Source organism: Streptomyces monomycini (genome assembly GCF_022271435.1).
GTDB classification, from domain to species: Bacteria; Actinomycetota; Actinomycetes; order Streptomycetales; family Streptomycetaceae; genus Streptomyces; species Streptomyces monomycini.
Genome location: NZ_JAFIQY010000012.1, coordinates 78847 through 102357 on the forward strand (window position 1 = coordinate 78847; position 23511 = coordinate 102357).

At 73.2% G+C, this 23511-nt stretch carries 4 protein-coding genes; all 4 read left to right on the top strand.

Annotated elements, in window-relative coordinates:
- Positions 1 to 129: 129 nt before the first annotated feature.
- The 4 genes from JXZ78_RS16565 to JXZ78_RS16580 are packed head-to-tail and all read left to right on the top strand — an operon-like array spanning position 130 to position 23452.
- Entirely contained in the window at positions 130 to 1008 is an 879-nt protein-coding gene (locus JXZ78_RS16565) for an ACP S-malonyltransferase (RefSeq protein WP_030019159.1), read from the top strand.
- Between the two features lie 3 nt (positions 1009 to 1011).
- Complete coding sequence (locus tag JXZ78_RS16570; protein WP_030019160.1) at positions 1012 to 1302, top strand: acyl carrier protein; 291 nt, start codon at positions 1012 to 1014, stop codon at positions 1300 to 1302.
- Positions 1290 to 3281, top strand: a complete 1992-nt coding sequence (gene asnB, locus JXZ78_RS16575; RefSeq protein ID WP_030019161.1) for an asparagine synthase (glutamine-hydrolyzing) — start codon at positions 1290 to 1292, stop codon at positions 3279 to 3281. The genes JXZ78_RS16570 and asnB overlap by 13 nt, the downstream gene beginning before the upstream one ends.
- A complete protein-coding gene (locus tag JXZ78_RS16580; protein ID WP_238783166.1) occupies positions 3278 to 23452 on the top strand; it encodes an SDR family NAD(P)-dependent oxidoreductase in 20175 nt (6724 codons plus the stop codon). The genes asnB and JXZ78_RS16580 overlap by 4 nt, the downstream gene beginning before the upstream one ends.
- Positions 23453 to 23511 lie beyond the last annotated feature (59 nt).

Consider the following 23511-nt stretch of genomic DNA (forward strand, 5'->3'; position numbering starts at 1 on the left):
CCTCGCGAACAGGGACGACATGCTCACAGAAGGCCACGACAGCAGCGCCGGGCGCAGCCCGGCGCACCGCGGCACGGACCGCACCGGCTCCCCGGCCGCCCGCCGGCCCGCGACCGCCTGAGGGGTGCCGTGCGCTCAGCGATCCTTTTCCCCGGACAGGGGGCACAGTTCCGCGGTATGGGTGCGGACGTCTTCGGGCGGTATCCCGGTCTCACCCGGTTCGCCTGCGACCTCCTGGAATACGATCTCGTCGCGCTGTGCCGCGACGACCCGGACGGACTGCTTTCGCAGACGCGGTACACCCAGCCCGCCCTCTACACCGTCAACGCGTTGCACACCTTCGAACGCACGCGGCGCGAGGACCGGCCGGCCGACTGCTACCTCGGGCACAGTCTCGGCGAATACAACGCCCTGCTGGCCGCGGGTGTCTTCGATTTCGAGACGGGCCTCCGGCTCGTGAAGAAACGCGGCGAACTCATGGCCGCGGCGAGCGGCGGCGGAATGACCGCCGTCCTGGGCACGACAGCTTCCCGGCTGGACGAAATCCTTGCGCAGGACGGCATCGAGGGCATTGACGTGGCGGGGTACAACACCGACGAACAGATCGTCGTGGCCGGGCCCGCCGGACCGCTGGGCGCCGTCCACGCCGCGCTGGAACGCAGGAAGATCCGCTTCGCCCCGCTCCGGGTCAGCGCGCCCTTCCATTCCCGTTACATGGCATCCGCCCGCGCCGAATTCGAGGAATACCTTCGCAAGTTCATCTTCGCCGATCCGAAACCGGAAGTCGTCGCCAACGTCACCGGCCGGCCGTACGAAAAGGGCGCCGTCGTTTCCACGCTGAGCGCACAACTCGTCGAACCGGTGCGCTGGACGGACAGCGTCCGCCACCTCCTTTCCGTGGACCCCGGAACGGAATGCGAAGAGGTGGGCGGAAAGTCGCTGCTGCGCATGGTGGAAAAGATCCGGGCGGCCGCCACCCCGCCCGCCCCCCTCGACCCCAGGACCTGAGGCATGGACAGAACACAGAAGATCCAGCAGTTCATCGAGGAGCGCTTCCTCGTCGAGTTCGGCGGTGAGGTGACGGCCGAGACGGACCTCTTCAAAGCGGGGGTGATCGACTCCTTCGGCTACATCCAGCTCATGTCCTTCATCGAGGACGAGTTCGAGCTGCGGATCTCCGACGACGATCTCCTCGCGAACGTCTTCGTCTCGCTCGCGGACCTCGACGCCTTCGTCGCGAGCGTGGCCGAAAAACGCGCCCGGGCGGGCGCCGGACAAGGAGGCGTACCGTGTGCGGACTAGCCGGCTTCATCGCCCCGGCGCTCCCGGCCGACGACGCGCCCGGGGTCATCACCTCGATGCTGGGACACATCCGGCACCGCGGCCCGGACGAGGCGGGGTACTACCTCGACGACGGTGTCACGATGGGTGCGGTACGCCTGTCGATCGTCGGGCTGGCCACCGGCGCGCAGCCCATGGCGGATCCTGACGAACGGTACTGGATCTGCTTCAACGGTGAACTGTACAACCACATCGAACTCCGCGAGGAACTGCGCCGCCTCGGCCGGCCGTTCCGCACCGACTCCGACACCGAAGTGGTGCTCCAGGCGTGGATCCAGTGGGGCGAGGCCTGCCTGCCGCGCTTCAACGGTGCCTTCGCCCTCGCGATCCGTGACGCGCTCTCGGGGGACCTCGTCCTCGCCCGGGACCGGTACGGCAAGCGCCCGCTGTTCTACACCGACCACGGTGACGCGTTCCTCTTCGCGTCGGAGATGAAGGCATTTCGCGCGTTCCCCGGGTTCGGGTTCGCCCTCGACCCGCGCGAGCTGGCCTCCGTCTACGCCCTGTGGACCCCGCTGCCCGACCGCACCCCGTTCCGGGGCGTCCGCCAGCTGCCGGTCGGCGGCGTGCTGACCGTCCGCGGGGACCGCCGCAGCCTGCGCACGTACGAGGAGCTGCGGGTCGACGCACCGGCGTTCACCGGTACGGAGGCCGAGGCGGCCGCCCACGTCCGGGAGGCGCTGCGCGCCAGCGTCGAGCTGCGCCTGCGCAGCGACGTCGAGGTCGGCGTCTACCTCAGCGGCGGCCTCGACTCGTCCATCGTCACCAAACTGGCCACCGACCTCTCGCCGCACCAGGTGCGCACCTTCTCCGTCCAGTTCGAGGAGGCGTCGTTCGACGAGTCGGACAGCCAGCGGGTGGTGGCCGGCCATCTCGGGACGCGGCACTCCGCCATCTCCGTCACCGGCGCGGACATCGCCGAGGGATTCGAGTCGGCGGTGTACCACGCCGAGGTCCCGGCGTTCCGGACCGCTTTCGTGCCGATGTACCTGCTGTCGCGCCATGTGCGGGACGCCGGGATCAAGACGGTCCTCAGCGGCGAGGGGGCCGACGAGGCGTTCCTCGGCTATTCGCTGTTCCGCGAGACGCTGCTGCGCGCTTCCTGGCACGACCTGGACGAGGACGAGAGGCAGCGCAGGCTCGCGGGTCTCTACCCGGAGCTGGAGCATTTCGGTCCCGCGCACCGCAAACACCTCACAGGCCTGTTCCGCCAGTTCTCCACCGAAAGCCTGCCGGGGCTCTTCTCCCACGAACTCCGCTACCAGAACGGCCGATTCGCCGTACGGCTCCTGAAGGACCGCGACGAACCGTTCGCGGATCTCCTCGCCATGCTGCGCGCGGACCCCGGGTACGCGGCCCTGTCGCCGGTGCAGAAGGCGCAGTGGCTCGAATACAAGACGCTGCTGGCCGGCTACCTCCTGTCGACCCAGGGGGAACGCATGAGCCTGGCCCACAGCGTCGAGAACCGCTGCCCGTTCCTCGACCCCGCCGTCGTCCGCGCGGCCGCTTCGGTGAACCTGCGCTTCGACGACGGATTCGAGGAGAAGGCGATTCTCAAGAAGGCGTTCCGCGGCGAACTGCCGGAATCGAGCCTGACCCGCCCCAAACAGCCCTATCGCGCACCGGGTGCCGCCGTGTTCAAGAAGCAGCGCCCCGACTATCTCGATCTGCTGCTCTCCGACGCGGAGCTGGCCAAGTTCGACTGGGTCGATCCCGTCTTCGCGAGAAAACTTGTCAACAAGATCATGACCACCCCTGACGAGCAGATCAGCACCAAAGAGGACCAGGCGTTCGTCTACCTGCTCTCGACCGCGGTCCTCCACCAGCAGTTCGTCCTCGACCGGGAAAGGTATATGGGTACCCCATCCGAAGCCGGACTGACGTTGCGTACGACCGTGGACCACCGCCGGGCGCGGCTGAGCGCCGGAGGCACCCGATGAGCGATCCGCAGTCCCCGCACCCGGACGACGTGGCGGTCATCGGTCTCGCCCTCCGCTTTCCCGGCTCCGAGAATCTGCCCGAGCTGTTCGGCCATCTCGTCGAGGGCCGGTCGCTGATATCCGAGGTACCGCCCGAACGCTGGTCGAAGGAGCGCTATTTCGGCGAGCCGAAGAGCGGCACCGACCGCACGAGCAGCGTCTGGGGCGGCTTCATCGAGCACGCCGACCGCTTCGACGCGTCGTTCTTCGGCATCTCGCCGCGGGAAGCCGAGAGCATGGACCCGCAGCAGCGGTTCGCGCTGGAACTCTCCTGGCAGGCGATCGAGGACGCCGGATACCGGGCGAGCGCCTTCGCGGGCACCCGGACCGGTGTCTTCATGGGTGTCTGCCACGCCGACTACGCGGAACTCATGGAGCGCGAAAAGTCGCCCACCGACGTGTACTTCCCCACCGGTACGGCGTATTCCGTCATCGCCAACCGCGTGTCGTACTTCTTCGACCTCCAGGGCCCGAGCATCACCAACGACACCGCGTGCTCCAGCTCGCTGGTCTCGGTCTACGAAGCGGTCTCCGCGCTGCGCAACGGCGAGTGCGGCCTCGCCCTGGCCGGCGGCGTCAACCTGATCTGGTCGCCGAAGCACTTCATCGCCTTCAGCCAGGCGAGCATGCTCTCGCGCACCGGCCGCTCGCGCGCCTTCGACCAGGACGCCGACGGGTACGTACGGGGCGAGGGCGGCGCGGTCCTCGTGCTGAAGCCCCTCGCACAGGCGCTGGCCGACGGCGACCAGGTGCACGCCGTGATCAAGGGCATCGCCACCAACCACGGCGGGCGGACCAGCTCCCTGACCGTCACCAACCCGGCCGCGCAGGCGGACCTCGTCGAAGGGCTCTACACGAGCGCCGGCATCCGCCCCGACTCGGTGACGTACATCGAGGCGCACGGGCCGGGCACCCCGGTCGGCGACCCGATCGAAGTGGTCGCGCTCAAGCGGGCGTTCCGCGCCCTGCACGCCGCGCACGGCACCGAACCGCGGCCGGAGAGCTGCGGCATCGGGTCGGTCAAGACCAACATCGGGCACCTCGAAGGCGCCGCGGGCGTCGCCGGGATGATCAAGGTGATCGGAGCCCTCGCCTGCCGGACACTGCCCGCGACGGTCAACTTCACGCGGCAGAACAAGCTGGTCAAGCTCGACGGCAGCCCGTTCCGCATCGTGCGCGACACCCAGCACTGGGACGCGCCGCCGCCCGGTCCCGACGGTGGCGCGGCGCCGCGTCGCGCGGGCGTCAGCTCCTTCGGCTTCGGCGGCACCAACGCGCACGTGGTGCTGGAGGAGCACCTGCCCGCGGCCGACGACGCGCCGGCCGACGAACCCGGCGGCCCGCACCTCGTACCGCTCTCCGCGAAGACCCCCGACCGGCTGCGCGCCGTCGCCCGCGCCCTTCTCGGCCACTTGCGCGCGTCGGAGGACGAGAACGGCCCCACCGCCGCGCTGCGGCCCGCACAGCGGCTCGCCGACATCGCGTACACCTTGCAGACCGGCCGGGAACCGATGGCCGCACGCGTCGCGTTCGTCGTGGGCGACCGCGCCGAACTGGCCGCGTCCCTCGACGCCTTCCTGGACGGCACGCTCGCGGACTCCGCGGCGCACACCGGCGCCGGGACGGCGGCCGAGGACGCGGCCGGGCTCCTGGAGACCGCGACGCGCTGGGCCGAGGGCGGCCCCGAAGAGGACTGGGCCGCGAAGTCCGCCACGCAGGACGAGCATGCCCGCCCGCGACGCGTACGGCTGCCCGTCTACCCGTTCGCCCGCGAACGCCACTGGTTCCGCGCCCCCTCGGAGGATGCCGCGCCGGACCCGCGCACGGCGCTGCACCCGCTCCTCCACCGCAACACCTCCAGCCTCTCCGAGCAGCGCTACACCTCGGCCTTCACGGGCGACGAGCCCTTCCTCGCCTCCCACCAGGTACGCGGCGCACGCGTGCTGCCCGCCGCCGCGTACGTGGAGATGCTGCGTGCCGCGGTGGCGGCGGCTGTGGGCCACGGCGACGGCCGGAGCCCGGCCGTCCGCCTGCGCGACATCGCGTGGCTGCGCCCGCTGGTCGTGGGAGACGCCCCTGCCGAAGTACAGGTGGGGCTCTTCCCCGGGGAGGACGACGACGGCACCGTCTCGCTCACGGTGTACACGGGCCCGTCGGCGCTCGACCCGACGGCCGTCGTCCACTGCTGGGGCACCGCCGAGGCGGACGCCCCCGAGGAGCCGCAGGCCCTCGACCTGAACGCGCTGCGCGCGGCCTGCCCCACCCCGTACGAGCCCACGGACGCGTACGCCGCACTGCGCGAGCAGGGCCTCCAGTACGGCCCCGGGATGCGCGGCATGAGCGAACTCCGGCTGGGCGGCACGGAACTCCTCGTCCGGATCGAACAGCCGCGCTCCGGCGAGGAGGGCACCGGACACGTCCTGCCGCCCAGCGTGCTGGACGCGGCGCTCCAGGCCACGCTGGTCCTGATGGCGCACACCGCGCCGGGCCCGGCGGCAGGGCCGGCGCTGCCCTTCACGCTGGACCGGGTGGACATCCACCGGCCCTGCGGCTCCGGCACCTGGGCCTGGGTACGGCGCAGCGCCGACAGCGGCGGCGGCGACACCTTCGACATCGATCTCTGCGACGGCGAGGGCGTCGTCGGTGCCAGCCTGCGGGGACTGGTGCAGCGCTCCGCACCGGCTGACGGCGCATCCGCACAGGCCGGCGCCCCGGCCGCCGGTGACGCGGCGCCGCGTGTCGTCGCGGGCACCTGCCGCTGGGTGGACGCGCCGCCCGCCACGGACGCGCTGCCCGCCACGGACGCGCCGTCCGCCACGGACGGGCCGTCCGCCACGGACGGGCCGGGCAGCACCACGGACGCGCCCGGCACCACCGCGGTGCACGGTTTCCTCGCGGGACGGGCCGCCAGCCACGCCGCCGCGGTCGCGACCGCCGCCGGAAGCCCCGTGACCGCACTGCCCGCCGTCACCGCCGACCGGGTGGCCGACGGCGTGGACGCCGTACTCGGGCTTCTCACCGGACGGCTGCGGGACGTGCTCGGCGCCAGACCCGACCGGCCCCACCGCTTCGTCGTCCTCGTGGACGACCGGGTGCCCCGGCACTTCCACGCGCCGCTCACCGGCCTCTTCCGGACCGCCGCCCTGGAGAACCCGCTCGTCGGCGGACGGCTGGTACGCGTCGCCGGACTCGACACCGCCACGCCCGAGCGGATCGCCCGCCTCCTCGCCGAGGAAGGCGCGGACCCGTACGACGCCTGCGAACTCCGGCGCCCCGAGGAGGGTTCCGCCACCCGCCAGGAGTGGCGGCCCGTGGACGTCGCGCTCGGCGACGGGCCGCGTGTGCCGCCGCTGAAGGAAGGCGGCGTCTACTGGGTCACGGGCGGCTTCGGCGGGCTCGGGCTGCACCTGGTGCGGTACTTCGCGCGGTGCCCCGGTGTCACCGTCGTGCTGAGCGGCAGGACGGAGCTCGCGGAAGCGGGCGACGCCACCCTCGCCGCGCTCCGCGAAGCCGGTGCCGAGGCGCACTACCTGGCCGCCGACGTCACCCGTAAGGACGACGTGGAGCGCGCCGTCCGCGCCATCACCGGCGAGCACGGCCGGCTCGACGGCGTCGTGCACGCCGCGGGCATCCTGCGCGACGCCTATCTGCTGCACAAGGACGCCGCCGACCTTCCCCTGGTGACGGCCCCCAAGGTACGCGGCGCGCTGCACCTCGACGCCGCGACCCGCGACCTCGCGCTCGACTTCTTCGTCGTCTTCTCCTCCGTGGCGGGCGTGTACGGCAACGCCGGGCAGGCCGACTACGCCGCGGCCAACGCCTTCCTGGACGCCTTCGCGCAGCACCGGCAGGCCCTCGTCGGCGTCGGGGAACGCTCCGGCCGCACCGCCGCCGTGAGCTGGCCCCTGTGGGCCGACGGCGGCATGACGGCCGACGCCGTGACGCGCGCGACGATGCGGGCGGAACGCGGCTGGGAGCCCCTGCCGACCGAGGAGGGCCTGCGGGTCCTGGGGCGCGTCCTGGACGACGACGCCCCCACCCATGTCGTCGTGGCCTTCGGGGCGGATGCCACCGTCGTCCTGGAGCGGCGCCTGCCCGCCGCCGGAGCGGCACCGGGCACGTCCGGTGCGTCCGGTCAGTCCGCGCCCGTGGCCGGGCTGGATGACGCGGAATTGCTGGAGCGCACGGCCGACCTGCTCAAACACCACCTGGCCGACGTGCTGCACCACGACCCGGCCGCGATGGACGCGACGGTCAACCTCGTCGAGTACGGGATCGACTCGCTCAGCATCCTGGAGATGACCGCGCGCCTCGAAGCGCTCTTCGGACAGCTGCCGAAAACGATCTTCTTCGAGTACCTCACGATCGAAGGGGTCGCCGAGTACTTCGCCGGGACGCACCGCGACAAGCTGACGGCCGTGCTGGGCGCGGCGGACGGGCCGGAGGACGGCGGCGAGGCGCAGGCGGCATCGGCCGGTGAACCGCCCGCCCCGCGCGCACGGTTCGCCCGTACTGCTCCAGCCCGTACCGCACCGGCCCGTACCGGCATCACTCGGCCCGCTGTACCCGACCGCGACGACCGCCAGGACCGCGACGACCGCGACGACCGCCACGACATCGCCGTCATCGGCATCTCGGGCACCTACCCCGGCGCGGACACGCTCGACGAGCTGTGGACGCTCCTCGAAGAAGGCCGCCACACCTTCGAAGAGGTCCCGCGCGACCGCTGGGACCACGACGCGATCTACAGCCCCGACCGCGGCGTCCCCGGCAAGAGCGCCATCCGCACCGGCACGTTCCTCCGCGGCATCGACCGGTTCGACCCGCGCTACTTCCGTATCTCCAAGCGCGACGCGGAGCTGATGTCCCCGGAGGTGCGCCTCTTCCTCCAGACGGGCGTGGAGGCCCTGGAGGACGCGGGGTACTCCCGCGAGACCCTCCGGCGGCAGTACGACGGCGACGTGGGCGTGCTCGTCGGCGCCATGAGCAACCACTACGGGCTGCACGGCTTCCAGAACAGCCTGCTGCGCGGCTCACCCGCCAGCGGCAGCTACACCGGGACGCTGCCCAACATGCTGTCGTACTTCTACGGGTTCACCGGCCCGTCGATCTTCCTCGACACGATGTGCTCCGGCTCGTCCACCTGTGTGCACCAGGCCGTCCAGATGCTGCGCGCCGGCGAGTGCCGGATGGCGGTGGCCGGCGGCGTCAACCTGCTCCTGCACCCCTACAACCTCGTCACCTCCTCGCACGAGCACTTCACCACGGCCACCTCCGACGTGATCCGCAGCTTCGGGCTCGGCGCGGACGGCACGATCCTCGGCGAGGGCGTCGGCGCCGTCGTCCTCAAACCGCTCGCCGAGGCCGAACGCGACGGCGACCACGTGTACGGCGTCATTAAGGGCACCGCCCTGTCCAACGCGGGCGCCCGCAACGGCTTCACCGTCCCCAGCCCGCACGCCCAGGCCCGCGCGATCGGCAAGGCGGTCCAGGACGCGGGGATCGACGCCCGTACGGTCAGCTACGTCGAAGGGCACGGCTCGGGCACGTCGCTCGGCGACCCCATCGAGGTCAAGGCGCTGACCACCGCCTTCCGCGAACACACGGCGGATTCCGGGTTCTGCGCCCTCGGCTCGGTCAAGTCCAACATGGGGCATCTGCTGCACGCGGCCGGCATGGTCGGCCTGGCGAAGGTGCTCCTCCAGCTGGACAAGCGCACCCTCGTCCCGTCGCTGCACAGCGCGGAACTCAACCCCGACATCGACTTCTCCGGCACGCCCTTCCGCGTGCAGCGCGAACTCGCCCCGTGGGAACCGGCGGTCACCGAGGACGGCGGACGCACTGTCGTCCACCCGCGGCGCGCCGGGCTCACCTCCATCGGCGCGGGCGGCATGAACTCGCACATCATCATCGAGGAATACGTCCCGGACACCGCCGCGCGCCCGTACGCCACCACCGACGGCCGCGACGAACTCTTCGTCTTCTCCGCGATGACCGACACAGCGCTGGAGGCATCCCTCGACCGCTTCCGCACGTACCTGGAGCAGGCCGACCCGGCCGAGCTGCCTGCTGTCGCCCACACCCTGCGCGTCGGCAAGAACGAACTGCCGCGCCGCTGGGCCTTCTTCGCCAAGGACGTCCAAGAAGCCCTGCGGGCCGTCGAACGCCGGCTCGCGGGAGAAGGCGACCTGGACGCCGCCCTGGCGAGCGACGATCCGCGCGCCGCGGAGGCCCGCGAGCTGGCCGTGACCTGGACCGGCGGCAAGAGCGTCGACTGGGCCCGGCTGACCGGAACACGCAGGTTACGGCGCGTCCCGCTGCCCGCCTACCCGTTCGAGCGGGTGCGGTGCTGGGTGCCGCAGGAGGACGGCGCGCCGACCGTCCTCGCGCCGCTCGCCCTGCGCGACAAGCTCCACCCGTTCCTCGGCCGCAACGAGTCCGACCTCGACGGCCTGCGGTACGGCCTCGACGTGCACCTGGACGACCTCGGCGACTACGGCTACCAGCGGGACAAGGAACCGCGGGTCGTCCCCACCTTCGCCCTCGACCTGGCGCTCGCCGCGGCGAAAGTCTCCGGCTTCACGGCCGACCCCGTGGTACGCGCCCTGCGGCTGCCCGCCCCGGTCGCCTGGGACACCACCGAGCGGCTGGTCACCACGGTGATCGAGCCCGTGGGCGAAGGCGCGGCGACCGGCGCGGTGTTCGCGCAGGACACGTCGGGCGCCCGTACGCTCGTCGCCGCCTTCGAGGCGTACGACGCGCACGAGGCGGGCCCGCCGGCCCGGCGCTCCGAGCGCGACGCGTCGCCGGCCGGTCTGCGTGACAGTGCGGTCCGTGCGCTCGGTGCCGACGAGGTGCGGGCGGAGTTCGCCGAGGGCGGGCTCGTCCACCCGGCGCTGCTCTCCGGGGTCACGGGCGCGTACTGGCTGTCCGACGGACGGCTCGTCCTGGACGTCACCCTGCCGGAACTGCGGCGCGACACCGTACGGCGCAACGTCACTATCGCCCCGCACGTCCTCGCTGCCGTCACCCAGGGCCTGCGGCTCGACGCGAAGCACCGCGGCCTGCCGCACTGGCGGGAGACACGGCCGCACCGGATCGCGGAAGTGCGCGTCCTCGGCGCGGCGGGCGACGGCGAGGTGGCACACGTCGTCCTCGCGCCGAATCCTTCGTCCGCCGGTGACCGGCCGTTCGAGGGCACGGTCCGGCTGCTGGACGGCAGCGGCGAGGTGCGCGCGGAGTGCGTGGGGGTCAGGTGCGACGACGACGGCGTACCCGACGTCGTGCCGCATGAACCGCGCGAGCGGCAGCGTGTTCCGCGTACGGAACCCGAGGCCCCCGGCGACGGCCTCACCGCGTTCGCCGTCGCCGAGCTGCGGACCCTGGCGTCCGGCATCCTCAAGTACGAGCCCGCCGAACTCGACCCCTACACCGGCTTCGACGCCTTCGGCTTCGACTCGATCTCCTTCGTCACCTTCTCCCGGCTCATCGGGGAGCGGTTCGGCGCCGAGGTGACGCCCGCCGCGTTCTTCGACGTGAACACCTTCGATGCGCTGGCCCGGCACCTCGTCACGGAGCACGGGGAGCCGGTGCGGGCCGCGTACGAGCGGTCGGGGAGCGCGGCGGAGGGGGCCGCCCCGGCGGCGGCCAGCGTCACCCCTGAGCCGACGGCTCCCGTGCGTACCGCACCGGCTCCCGCCCCCGCCTCGCCCGCGGACTTCCCGCAGCCCATCGCCGTCATCGGCGCCGCGGGCCGCTTCCCCGGCGCGCCCGACCTGGACACCTACTGGGCCAACCTCGTCGCGGGCCGGGACTCGGTCACCGCCTTCCCCCTGGACCGCTACGACGCGGCGTACCGGCGTGTCGCCGAGGCCGCCGACTTCCCCCGGCACGCCGGTGTCCTGGACGACGTGGACGCCTTCGACGCGGAGTTCTTCCGCGTCTACCCGCGCGAGGCGGAGCTGATGGACCCGCAGCACCGCCTCGCCCTGGAAACGGTCTGGAGCGCGCTGGAGGACAGCGCGTACACGCCCGCCGACCTGCCCCGGAACACCGGCCTGTTCCTCGGTGTCTCGGGTACCGACTACGCGACGCTGCTCACGACGTACGGGGTGGAGCCGGACGCGTTCACCTCGACCGGCAACGCGCACTCGATGCTCGCCAATCGCATCTCGTACGTACTGGACCTGCGCGGCCCCAGCGAACCGGTCGACACCGCCTGCTCCAGCTCGCTGGTCGCCGTCCACCGGGCCGTCGAGGCCATCCGGTCGGGCGCGTGCGAGGCGGCCGTGGCCGGCGGGGTCAACCTGCTGCTCAGCGTCGACACGTTCGTCAGCGCGCACCGCGCCGGGATGCTCAGCCCGGACGGCCGGTGCAAGACCTTCGCGAGCGACGCGGACGGGTATGTGCGCGGCGAAGGCGTCGGTGCCGTGGTGCTCAAGCCGCTGGCCGCGGCCGAACGCGACGGGGACGCGATCCTCGCGGTGCTGCGCGGCAGCGCGGAGAACCACGGCGGCCGGGCCAACTCGCTGACCGCGCCGAACGCCGACGCCCAGGCCGAACTGGTCACCACGGCGATGCGCGGCACCGACCCCGACACGGTCGGCTACATCGAGGCCCACGGCACGGGCACCGCACTGGGCGACCCCGTCGAGGTACGGGCCCTGCACACCGCGTTCCGCCGGCTCGGCGCCACCGGCCGGGCCGCCTGCGGACTCGGGTCGGTCAAGACCAACATCGGCCACCTGGAGGCGGCCGCCGGCATCGCGGGGCTCCTGAAGGCCGTCCTCGCGATGCGGCACGGCGTCCTCCCGGCGACGCTGCACTGCCGCGAGATCAACCCGTACATCGAACTCGACGGCGGCCCGTTCCGGATCGTGCGCGAGAACGAACCGTGGCCGCGCCCGCGCACCGCGGACGGCCGGCCCGCGCCCCGGCGCGCGGGCGTGAGCAGCTTCGGCTTCGGCGGCGCCAACTGCCATGTCGTGGTGGAGGAATACGTGCAGGACGATGCCGGAACCGAGGCCCCGGAGGCCAGCGAGACAGTGGACGCCACCGACACCACCGATGTGATCGTGCCCCTCTCGGCACGGACGCCGCAGCAGCTGACCGAGGCGGCGGGAAACCTCCTCGCGTACCTCGAAGGCCCCGAACCGGCCGCCCTCCGCTCGGTCGCCTGGACCCTTCAGGCGGGCCGCCAGGCGATGGCCGAGCGGGTGGGCTGGGTGGTCCGCTCACGCGAGGAACTCATCGGCAAACTGCGCGCCTTCGTCACGGACGGCGAACGGCCGGAGGACGAGACGGCACGCAGTCAGATACTGGCGCGCTGGACCGGGGGCGCGGCCGTCGACTGGCGCGCGCTGTACGGGTCACGCGTACCGAAGCGGGCCCATCTGCCCACGTACCCGTTCGCCCGCGGGCGTTACTGGATCCCTGGCACGCGTGCCGAGGACGCATCCGGAAGCGCAGCCAACGGCAGCCCCGAGATCGGTACGACACTCCTGACACCGCGGTGGACTCCGCGACCCGTGCCGCCGAGCACCGTCCCCGGTAGCACCGCCGACCACCGCGTCGTGATCCTGTGCGGCGCGCTCACCTCCGCGCGCGGAGCGGTCGAGCGGAGCGTGCCCGGTGTGCGCTGCCTGACCGTCGAGTCGGCCAAGCAGCGCTTGGACAGCCGCTTCAGGGACGTGTCACAGCAGGTCTTCGAGCTGGTCCGGGACGTGGTCGCCGGCGCGCCCGGCGGCAGTACCACCCTCGTCCAGGTCGTGACACCGGCGGACGGTGACGAGGCGGTCAACCTGGCTCTCGCCGGGCTGCTCCGCACCGCGTCACTCGAATGTGCCTCTTTGACATCCCAGTTGATCGCCTTCCAGGGTGCCCGTACGGACGACGCCGTGGCGGCCGCCGTCGTGGAGGACGCCCGGGACACGGAAGCCGACCTGGTCCGCCACGAGGGCGCCGAGCGCTCCGTACGGACCTGGCACGCGGCGACGCCCCCGGCGGACGCCGCGGACCTGCCGTGGCGCGCGGGCGGCGGATACCTGATCACGGGCGGCGCGGGCGGTATCGGCGCGGCCGTGGCCCGCCGTATCGCGCGGGACGTCGAACGCCCGGTGCTCGTCCTCGTCGGCAGGTCGCCGCAGGACGCCCGTGTCGAAGCGCTCCTGGGCGAACTGCGCACCGCCGGCGCCGTCGCCCGCTACGAGTGCGCGGACGTCTCGCGCTGGGAAGAGGTACGCCACCTCCTCGTCCGGGTCCGGGAGCACGCCGGTGAGATCTCCGGCGTCGTGCACGCCGCCGGCGTCCTGCGCGACGCCTCGCTCACCGGCAAGACGTCCGAGGACTGGGAGGAGGTGCTCGCGCCGAAGACCGACGGCCTGGTCCACCTCGACCGGGCCACCCGGCACGACCCGCTCGACTTCTTCCTCACCTTCTCCTCGGGCGCCGCGGTCACCGGCAACCCCGGCCAGGCGGACTACGCCACGGCCAACGCCTTCCTCGACGCCTTCGCCGCGCTCCGCGACGCGCGGGTCGCGGTGGGGGAGCGGGCCGGCCGCACCCTGTCGGTCGCCTGGCCGCTGTGGAAGGACGGCGGGATGACCGTCGACGCGGGCACACTCGCCCAGTTGTGGCGCAGCCGCGGCCTGGCGCCCATGGAGACGGCCGACGGGCTCGCGGCGCTCACCGGCGCCTGGCGGCTGGGAGCGGAACAGGTGTGGGTGTACCACGGTGACACGGCACGGGTGCCGGAGGCGTCGGGCCGTACCGCCGCCGCACAGGCGCCGGTACGGGCCCCATCGGCAGCGGCCCCGGTGGACGGGCGCCTTGCCCGCGAAACCCTGCGCCTGCTGGTCGCGCTCTTCGCCCGCGTCACCAAACTCCCCGCGCGGGCCGTGGACGCCGACGGGGAACTGGGCGCGATGGGCCTCGACTCGATCCTGATCGTCCAGTTGAACAAGGAGCTGGCCGCCGTGTTCGCGGACATACCGACGACGCTCTTCTACGAGTTCCCGACCCTGCGGGCGATCGCCGGGCACCTGGCGGCCGAGCACCCGGAGACGGCCCGCGCCTGGGCCGGTGAACCGGCGACGGCCGCCCCGGCGCCGTCCGCCGGTAGGGTGGCGGGCCGTGGATCCGCGCCGTACGCCGCCCCCGCGTCCGCTTCCACCGCCCCCGCTGACCGCGAACCCATCGCGATCATCGGTGTGAGCGGCCGCTACCCGCAGGCCGCCGACCCCGCCGCGTTCTGGGAGAACCTGAAGGCCGGACGGGACTGCGTCGGCGAGATACCGGCCGACCGCTGGCCGCTGGACGGCTTCTTCGAACCGGACCGCGAGAAGGCCGTCGCCACCGGACGCAGCTACAGCAAGTGGGGCGGCTTCCTGGACGACTTCGCCGCGTTCGACCCGCTGCACTTCCGGATCGCGCCGCGGGACGCCTACGCCATGGACCCGCAGGAGCGGCTGTTCCTCCAGGCGGCGTGGCAGGTGTTCGAGGACGCCGGATACTCCCGCGAGGAGATCGCGCGCCGGCACGGCAAGCGCGTCGGCGTGTTCGCCGGAGTCACCAAGACCGGCCACGGGCGGCACGGTGCCGGGCGCCTCCCCTCGGGGGAGACCGTCGTCCCCGCGCTGTCCTTCGCCTCGCTCAGCGCCCGTACGTCGTACGTCCTGGACCTGTGCGGGCCGAGCCTGACCATCGACACCATGTGCTCGGCGTCGCTCACCGCGGTCCACGAGGCGTGCGAGCACCTCTACCGGGGCGCCTGCGAGATGGCCGTCGCCGGTGGGGTGAACCTGTACCTCCACCCGCTGGACTACGTCGAACTCTGCCGCTCCACGATGCTGTCCACGGACGCCCGCTGCCGCAGCTTCGGCAGCGGCGGCGACGGATTCGTCCCGGGCGAAGGCGTCGGCTGCGTCCTGCTCAAGCCGCTCTCGCGCGCCCTCGCCGACGGCGACCACATCCGCGCGGTCGTCCGGGGCACCAGCATCAACCACGGCGGACGGTCCAACGGCTACACGGTGCCCAACCCCCGGGCCCAGGCGGAACTGCTGCGCGACGCCCTGGCGCGCGCCGGCGTCGCGGCGCGTGACGTGAGCTACGTCGAGGCGCACGGCACCGGTACGGAACTCGGCGACCCGATCGAGATCAAGGGCCTGACCAGCGCCTTCGAACAGGACACGGCGGACCGGCAGTTCTGCGCGATCGGCTCGGTGAAATCGGCGATCGGCCACCTGGAGGCCGCGGCGGGCATCGCCGGGCTCACCAAGGCCGTGCTCCAGCTCCAGCACCGGCAGCTCGTCCCGAGCCTGCACGCCGAGGAGCCCAACCCGAACATCGCCTTCGGGAAGACGCCGTTCTTCGTACAGCGCGAGCTGACACCGTGGGAGACGCCCGGGGGCTCGCGGATCGCGGCGGTCTCCTCGTTCGGCGCGGGCGGCTCGAACGCCCACGTCATCCTGGAGGAGTTCGACGCCGGTCCCGCGCCGAGCACGGCGGCCGGCCGCGACCAGCTCTTCGTGCTGTCGGCCCGTACCCCCGAGCACCTGCGCCGCTCCGCCGAACGCCTGGCGGCCCACCTCGGCAGCGACAGCGGTACGGACACCGACCCGGCCGCCCTCGCCTTCACCCTCCAGACGGGTCGCGAGGCCATGACCGAACGTCTCGCGGTGGTCGCGGCCTCGGCACAGGACCTGCGCAGCGCCCTGCTCGCCCACCTCGACGGCGCGGACGCGGTGCCGGGCGTCCACCGGGGCACTGCCGGGGCTGCACAGGGCGCCTTCGCGGAGCTGGCTGCCGACGACGACCTTCAGGAACTGCTCGTCGAACGCTGGGTACGGGCCGGGAAGCTGGACCGGCTGGCCGCGCTCTGGACCGGTGGGGTACCGCTCGACTGGCGCGTACTGCACGGGCCGGACACACCCCGGCGGGTCGCGCTGCCGACGTATCCCTTCACGCGGGACCGTTACTGGATCGGGGATCTCGACCCGGTGCGCGAGGAGGCCGCGCAGAGCGGCCCGCCCGTCGCGCCGCCGCAGGCCATCGAGCCGGTGATCGCTGAGGCCTCGGGGTTCCCGGAATCCTCGGAGCCCTTGGACGAGCGGGTCGCCCGCGTGGTGCGGGAGAAGCTGGCGCGGGCCCTCGCCATGGGCGAGGACGAGATCGACGGCGCGCTCGCCTTCGCCGACTACGGCGTCGACTCCATCCTCGGAGTCCGCCTCGTCCACGAACTCAACGAAGCGCTCTGCCTGGACCTGTCGACGAGCGTCATCTACGACCACAGCTCGGCCGACCGCCTCACCGCCCACCTGCTGACCGACCACCGCGACACCATCACGTTCACCGGCACGCCGGAGCAGGCCGCTCCCCCCGTATCCGCCCCCGTATCCGCCCCCGTACCCACCACCGGGACCCGCCCCCGGCCCGGCCACACCACGTCCGCCGACCCCCGGCCCCCCATCGCCGTCGTCGGCATGAGCGGACGCTTCGCGGGCTCCGACACGCTGGACGACCTCTGGGACCACCTGGTCGACGGCGACGAACTCGTCACCGAGGCCACCCGCTGGGACCTGTCAGGGCCCGACCCCGCCGACGCGGCGCGCCGCTGCACCCGGGGCGGCTTCCTCGACCGTATCGACGCCTTCGACCCGCTGTTCTTCAACATCTCCGGCGTCGAGGCCGCCACCATGGACCCGCAGCAGCGGCTCCTGCTGGAGGAGTCGTGGAAGGCCCTGGAGGACGCCGGGTACGCGGGCCGGCAGCTGAGCGAGCGCCGCTGCGGTGTCTACGTCGGCTGCTGGAACGGCGACTACGCCGAACTGATCGGCGCCGACGCCCCCGCCCAGGCGTTCTGGGGCAACACCGCCTCCTTCATCCCCAGCCGGGTCTCGTACTTCCTCAACCTCAAGGGCCCTGCCGTCGCCGTCGACACGTCGTGCTCCAGCTCGCTCGTCGCCCTCGACCTCGCCTGCAAGGACCTCTGGTCCGGTGAGACGGAAATGGCGCTGGCGGGCGGCGTCTTCGTCCAGTCCACACCGCGCCTGTACGACCTGGCCGGGCGCGCCAACATGCTCTCGCCGACCGGGCGCTGCCACACCTTCGACCACCGCGCGGACGGCTTCGTGCCGGGCGAGGGCGTCGGGGTGCTGGTCCTCAAGCGGCTCGACGACGCGCTCGCCGACGGTGACCACGTGCACGGCGTGATCCGCGGCTGCGGCACCAACCACGACGGTGCGACCAACGGCATCACCGCCCCCAGCTCCGTCTCGCAGGAGAGCCTGCTGCGCGAGGTGTACGACGGTTTCGGTGTCGACGCCGGGCACATCCAGCTCGTCGAGGCGCACGGCACCGGCACCAAGCTCGGCGACCCGATCGAGTTCGGCGCGCTGACCCGGGCGTTCCGGGCGAGCACCGACAAGACCGGATACTGCGCGCTCGGTTCGCTCAAGACCAACCTCGGGCACACCCAGTTCGCGGCGGGCGTGGCCGGCGTACTGAAGATCCTGCTCGCGCTGCGGCACCGGCAGATCCCCGCCTCGCTGCACTTCGAGAAGGCGAACGAGGCCGTCCCGCTCGACGGCAGCCCCTTCTACCTCAGCACCCGCACCCACGCGTGGCAGGCGCTGCCCGGCGTCCCGCGCCTCGGCGCGGTCAGCTCCTTCGGGGCCAGCGGCACCAACGCCCACGTCCTCGTCGAGGAAGCACCGCCGGTACCGCGCTCCCGGCCCCGCCCGCGGACCCCGGGCCACCTCGTCGTGCTGTCCGCGCACTCCCGCGACCAGCTGGCCGAACAGCTGACGCGCCTGGCGGCGCACTGCCGCCGCGAGCCGTCGACGGACTGCGGCGACCTCGCCCACACGCTCGTCGTCGGCCGGGAGCACTTCGCGCACCGCTTCGCCTGCGTCGTACAGGACCGTGACGAACTGGTGCGGGTCCTGGACGAAGGACTCGACGGGCCGCACGCGTTCACCGGAGGCCCGGGTGCTTCCGGTGGCGGCGCGGCAGGTCTCGGCGGCAGCACCGAGGGAGCATCGGGCGGCCGTACGGACGCGGAGGTTCTGGCCGGTCTGAAGTCCCTCGCCGAGCGCTATGTACGGGGCCACGACCTCGACCCCGGCGCGCTGTTCACACCCGGCGCCTACCTGCGCGTGCCGCTGCCGACGTACCCGTTCGCCAAGGAGAGCCACTGGGCGACGGACACCCCGCCCGCCCGGGCGGAAGCGTTCCGGCCCGCGCCGGCGCGGCCTGCCGCTGCACGGTCCGCCGAGCCCGCTCCGGGTTCCGCGACGGACGGCGCGCCGTCGTCCGGCGCTGCCGGCGCGGTGCGCACCGTAACGGTCCTGACCGGCGAGGAATCGATCCTCCGCGACCATCAGGTCGGCGGCCGGCGGGTCCTGCCGGGCGTCGCCCACCTGGAGATGGCCCGCGAGACGGCCCGGCACGTACTCGGCGCCGACGCCACGACCCCGCTGCGCATCCGGGACATCACCTGGGTCCAGCCGCTCGTCGCCGACGGTACGCCCACCGAGGCCGCGGTCCTCGTCACCCCGGTGGACGAGCACACCGTCTCCTTCCGCGTCACCTCCGGGACCGCCGACCCCGCCGTCTGCTCCGAAGGACGCGTCAGCCGCTCCGACACACCGCGCCCGCCCCGTACCGACCTCGCGGCGCTCCGCGCGCAGTGCCCGACGCCGGTGACGCCCGAGCGCATCAGCGCGGCGCTGGTGGCGATGGGCATCACCCACGGCCCGTCCCTGCGCGCGGTCCGCGCGGCGTACGCGGGTGACGGCGTGGTCCTCGCCGAGCTGCACGTGCCCGACGCCGCCGACCGGCCCGCCACGCCGTACGTCCTGCACCCGGCGCTGATGGACTCGGCCGTACAGGCGTCGATCGCCCTGCAACTGGCCGGGGGAGAGGCGTCCCGCGAAACGGTGGTGCCGTTCGCGCTGGAGCGGCTGGAACTCTTCGCGCCCTGCGCGGACTCCATGTGGGCCGTCGTCCGCGTCGCCGACGACGGCGCGGCCAGCGCCCTCAGCAAGCTCGACATCGATCTGCTCGGCACCGACGGGGCGGTGTGCGTCCGGATGACCGGCTACACCTCGCGCCGGGTGAAGGAGCCGCTGCCGTCCCTGTTCGCGCCCGTGTGGGAACCGCTGCCGGGCACGGAGACGGACGGCGGTGAGGCAGCGGCCGTCCCGTCCCGCACCGACCGGGTCCTGGTCGTCGGCGGTACGGCCGCCGAGCGCGCCGCGGTCGCCGTCCGGCACCCGCGCGCCACGGCCTGGCCCCTGGCCCCGTCCGCGCCGCTCGACGAGGTCACCTCGTTCCTCGCCGCCGCCGGGCCCGTGGACCATCTGCTGTGGCTGGCCCCCGGGGCCGCGCCCGCACTCACCGACGCGGCCGCCGTCGCGGCCGCCCAGGAGGACGGCGTCGTCGCGGCCTTCCGCATGATCAAGGCCCTGATCCGTACGGATCACGACGCCCGCCCGCTCGGCGTCACCCTCGTCACCCGGCGCGGCCTGGCCACCCACGCGGCCGAGGACATCCGTCCGGCCCACGCGGGCCTGCACGGCCTGTTCGGCTCGCTCGGCCGCGAGTACACCAACTGGACCGTCCGGCGTGTCGACCTCGACGAACCCGCCGGCACCCCGGAGGAGACGCCGGACACCTGGCTCGCCGCCGTCACGGCGCTCCCGGCCCACTCCCAGGGCGACACCTGGGCACGGCGCGCGGGCCAGTGGCTCGTCCGCCGCTGGACCCCGTGCGACACCGGCCCCGTACCGGCCGTCCCGTACCGCGAAGGCGGCGTGTACGTCGTGATCGGCGGCGCCGGCGGCGTGGGCACCGCGTGGACCCGGCACCTGGTCGAACGGTACGGCGCCCACGTCATATGGATCGGCCGCAGCCCGCACGACGCGTCGGTGGACGCCAAACTGCGTACCGTCAGCGGCCGTGGCGACGTCCGCTACCTCTCCGCCGACGCCGCCGACCCCGTGGCACTGCGCCGCGCGCACGCCGAGATCAAGGCCCGCCACCCGCACATCCACGGTGTCGTGCAGGCGGCCCTCGTCCTGCGCGACCAGAGCTTCGCCAAGATGGACGAGACCGCCCTGCGGACGAGCCTGGCCGCCAAGGTCGGCGTGAGCGCGGCCATGGCCGAGGTGTTCGACGGCGAACCCCTGGACTTCGCGGTGTTCTTCTCCTCGGTCCAGTCCTTCACGACCGCCGCGGGACAGGGCAATTACGCGGCCGGCTGCACCTTCGCCGACGCCTACGCCCACCAGCTGTCCCGGCACTGGACCTGCCCGGTCAAGGTGATGAACTGGGGCTGGTGGGGCAGCCTGGGCAGCGCCTCCTCCGACTACCACCGGCGGCGCATGACCGCCTGGGGCTTCGCCTCGATCGAACCGCCCGAGGCCATGGACGCGCTCGGCACCCTCCTCGGCGGCCCGCAGCCGCAGATCAGCTTCACTAAGCTGACCCGGCCCGACGCCTTGGAGGCCGTCGATCCCGGCATCCGCACCACGGTCTACGGACGGTCCCCGGCGGCCCGCGTGACCCTCGGCGCCGCGGACGACCTCACGGGTGATGCCGCGAACCTGCGCGCGGTGGCGGACTGGCGTCGCACCGCACGCGACCCGCTGCTCGCCCGGATGCTCCGCGGTCACCTGGAAGCGCTCGGCGCCGTCGGCCCGGGCACCCCGGCCCCCGGCGAGAACACCCGCGACGACGCCCGCCGGATCGGTCGCCGGGCCGGCCTCCACGACCGCTACACGACCTGGCTCGAACACGCCCTGCGCGTCCTGCCCGACACCGCCCCGCCGCTCGCCACGCTCTTCCGCGAGTGGGACGACCGCCGCGCCGCCTGGTCCGCCGACCCCGACAAGAAAGCCGAACTGGAGCTGGTCGACGCCACCCTGCGGGCCCTGCCCGACATCCTGACCGGCCGGACCCGCCCCACGGACATCCTCTTCCCGCGCGGCTCCGTCGAACTGGTCGAGGGCTGCTACCGCGACAACCGGGTCGCCGACACCTACAACCGCGCACTGGCCGGTGCCGCCGTGGACATCGTCACGCAGCGGCTGCGCCAGGACCCGGGGGCGCGCCTGCGCATCCTGGAGATCGGCGCGGGCACCGGCGGTACGAGCGTGGGCCTGTTCGCCGCGCTGCGTCCGTACCGGGACCACATCGAGACGTACACCTACACCGACCTGTCCAAGGCGTTCCTGAACCACGCGCGGACCGCGTACGGACCCGACGCGCCCTACCTCTCCTGCACCCGCTTCGACGCCGAACAGCCCCTGGCCGGCCAGGGCATCGAAGCCGGCAGCTACGACCTGGTCGTCGCCGCCAACGTGCTGCACGCCACCCGCGACACCCGCAACACCCTGCGCAACGCCAAGGCCGCCCTGCGCGACGGCGGCTGGCTCCTGCTGAACGAACTGGTGGCGTTCGACGTCTTCAGCCACCTCACGTTCGGCCTGCTGGAAGGCTGGTGGCTGTTCGAGGACGCACCGCTGCGCATCCCCGGCTCGCCCGCGCTGTCGCCCGAGAGCTGGCGCGACGTGCTGCACAGCGAGGGCTTCCCGGAGGTCGTCTTCGTCCTGCCGCAGGCCCGGGAGCTGGGGCAGCAGATCATCGCCGCGGAGAGCGACGGGGTCGCCCGGCAGCGGGTGGTTGGGGGAGAGCGTCGGCCGGTGACCCCGGTGACCCCGGTGACCCCGGTGACAGAGGTGACGGAGGCGGCTCGTACGGCGGGCCCGGCAGTGCCCGAGTCCGAGCTTGTCCGTACGGAGCCCGCTCGTACGGAACCCGTCCGTAGGGAGCATGTCCGTACGGAGCCCGTCCGTACGGAACCGTCCCTCCCCGCCGCACCGGCCCCCGCCCCGGCCCCGGCCGACCGGGCCGCGACGCTGACCGCCTACCTCCGCGACAAGGCCGCCGAAACCCTCGGGGTGCCCGCGGAGCGCATCGACGCCGCCCAGCCGCTCAGCACGTACGGCATGGACTCGATCCTCGTCCTGCAACTGACCAACGCACTCCGTGCGGACCTCGGCGAGGTCTCCTCCACGCTGCTGTTCGACGCCGAGTCCCTGGACCAGCTGTGCGCCCACTTCCTCACCGCCTCGGCCGACCGCGTGGACGCGCTGGTCGCCGGGCTGCGGCCGGAAGCGGCAGCGAAGGACGCGGGCGACGCGGGCGATGTGGACGACGTGGACGACGCGGCCACCGCGCCCGTGCCCGCCACACCCGTGTCCGCCGAACCGGCGCCCGCCGCCCCGGAAGCCGCTTCCGCGGCGCATTCCGTCAGCGCCCTCTTCCAGGCCGCGTCGCGCGGCGGCAGCCTCCGGCAGGGCAGCGAACTGCTGACCGCGGCGGCCCGGCTCCGGCCGCGGTTCACCTCCGCCGGGGCCGGCCACGAGCCGGAGATCCTGCGGCTGGCGGACGGCGCGGAGCGGCCCGCGCTGGTCTGCCTGCCGTCCCTCATCGCCCCCACGGGCCCCTACCAGTACGTCAAGTTCGCCGCCGCGCTCCGCGGCCGGCGCGAGGTGTGGACCGCCGGGCAGCCCGGCTACGGGACCGGTGACGCGCTGCCGCAGACACCGGCGGACGCGGCGGCGGTACAGGCCGACGCCCTGCTCCGGCGGTTCGCCGGACGGCCGTTCGCCCTCGCGGCGTACTCCTCCGGCGCCTGGCCGGCCCACGAGGTCGTACGGCGCCTGGAGGCGGCGGGAGCCCCGCCGGCCGCACTGGTCCTGCTCGACTCGCCCGGCTCGACCGGCGGAGCGGACCCGACCGGCGAGTCCCTGTGCCACCGGATGGCCGGGATATCGCGTCTGCTGCTCGACCGGTTCCCCCAACTGCCGCTGGACGGCGACCAGCTCACCGCGATGGCCTGGTACGCGGAGCTGTTCGACGGCTGGCGCCCGGAACCGGTGACGACACCGGCCCTCTTCGTGGCCGCCCGGACCCCCGTGGACCAGCTGCTCGGAGACGGCCGCAGGCCCGCCTGGCAGCCGGCGCACGCCCGCGTGGAGGTGACGGGGGACCACTTCTCGATGCTCGACGAGCACGCGGAGACGACCGCGCTCGCCGTCCACCAGTGGCTCACCGAACACCTGCGGTGACACCGCACGGCACGCCGGGACGGCCCCGCCCCTCGGGGCCGTCCCGGCACCCGCACGAC

Coding starts and splice junctions, on each gene's coding strand:
- JXZ78_RS16580 (WP_238783166.1), top strand. CDS start 3,278: ATGAGCGATCCGCAGTCCCCGCACCCGGACGACGTGGCGGTCATCGGT.
- JXZ78_RS16570 (WP_030019160.1), top strand. CDS start 1,012: ATGGACAGAACACAGAAGATCCAGCAGTTCATCGAGGAGCGCTTCCTC.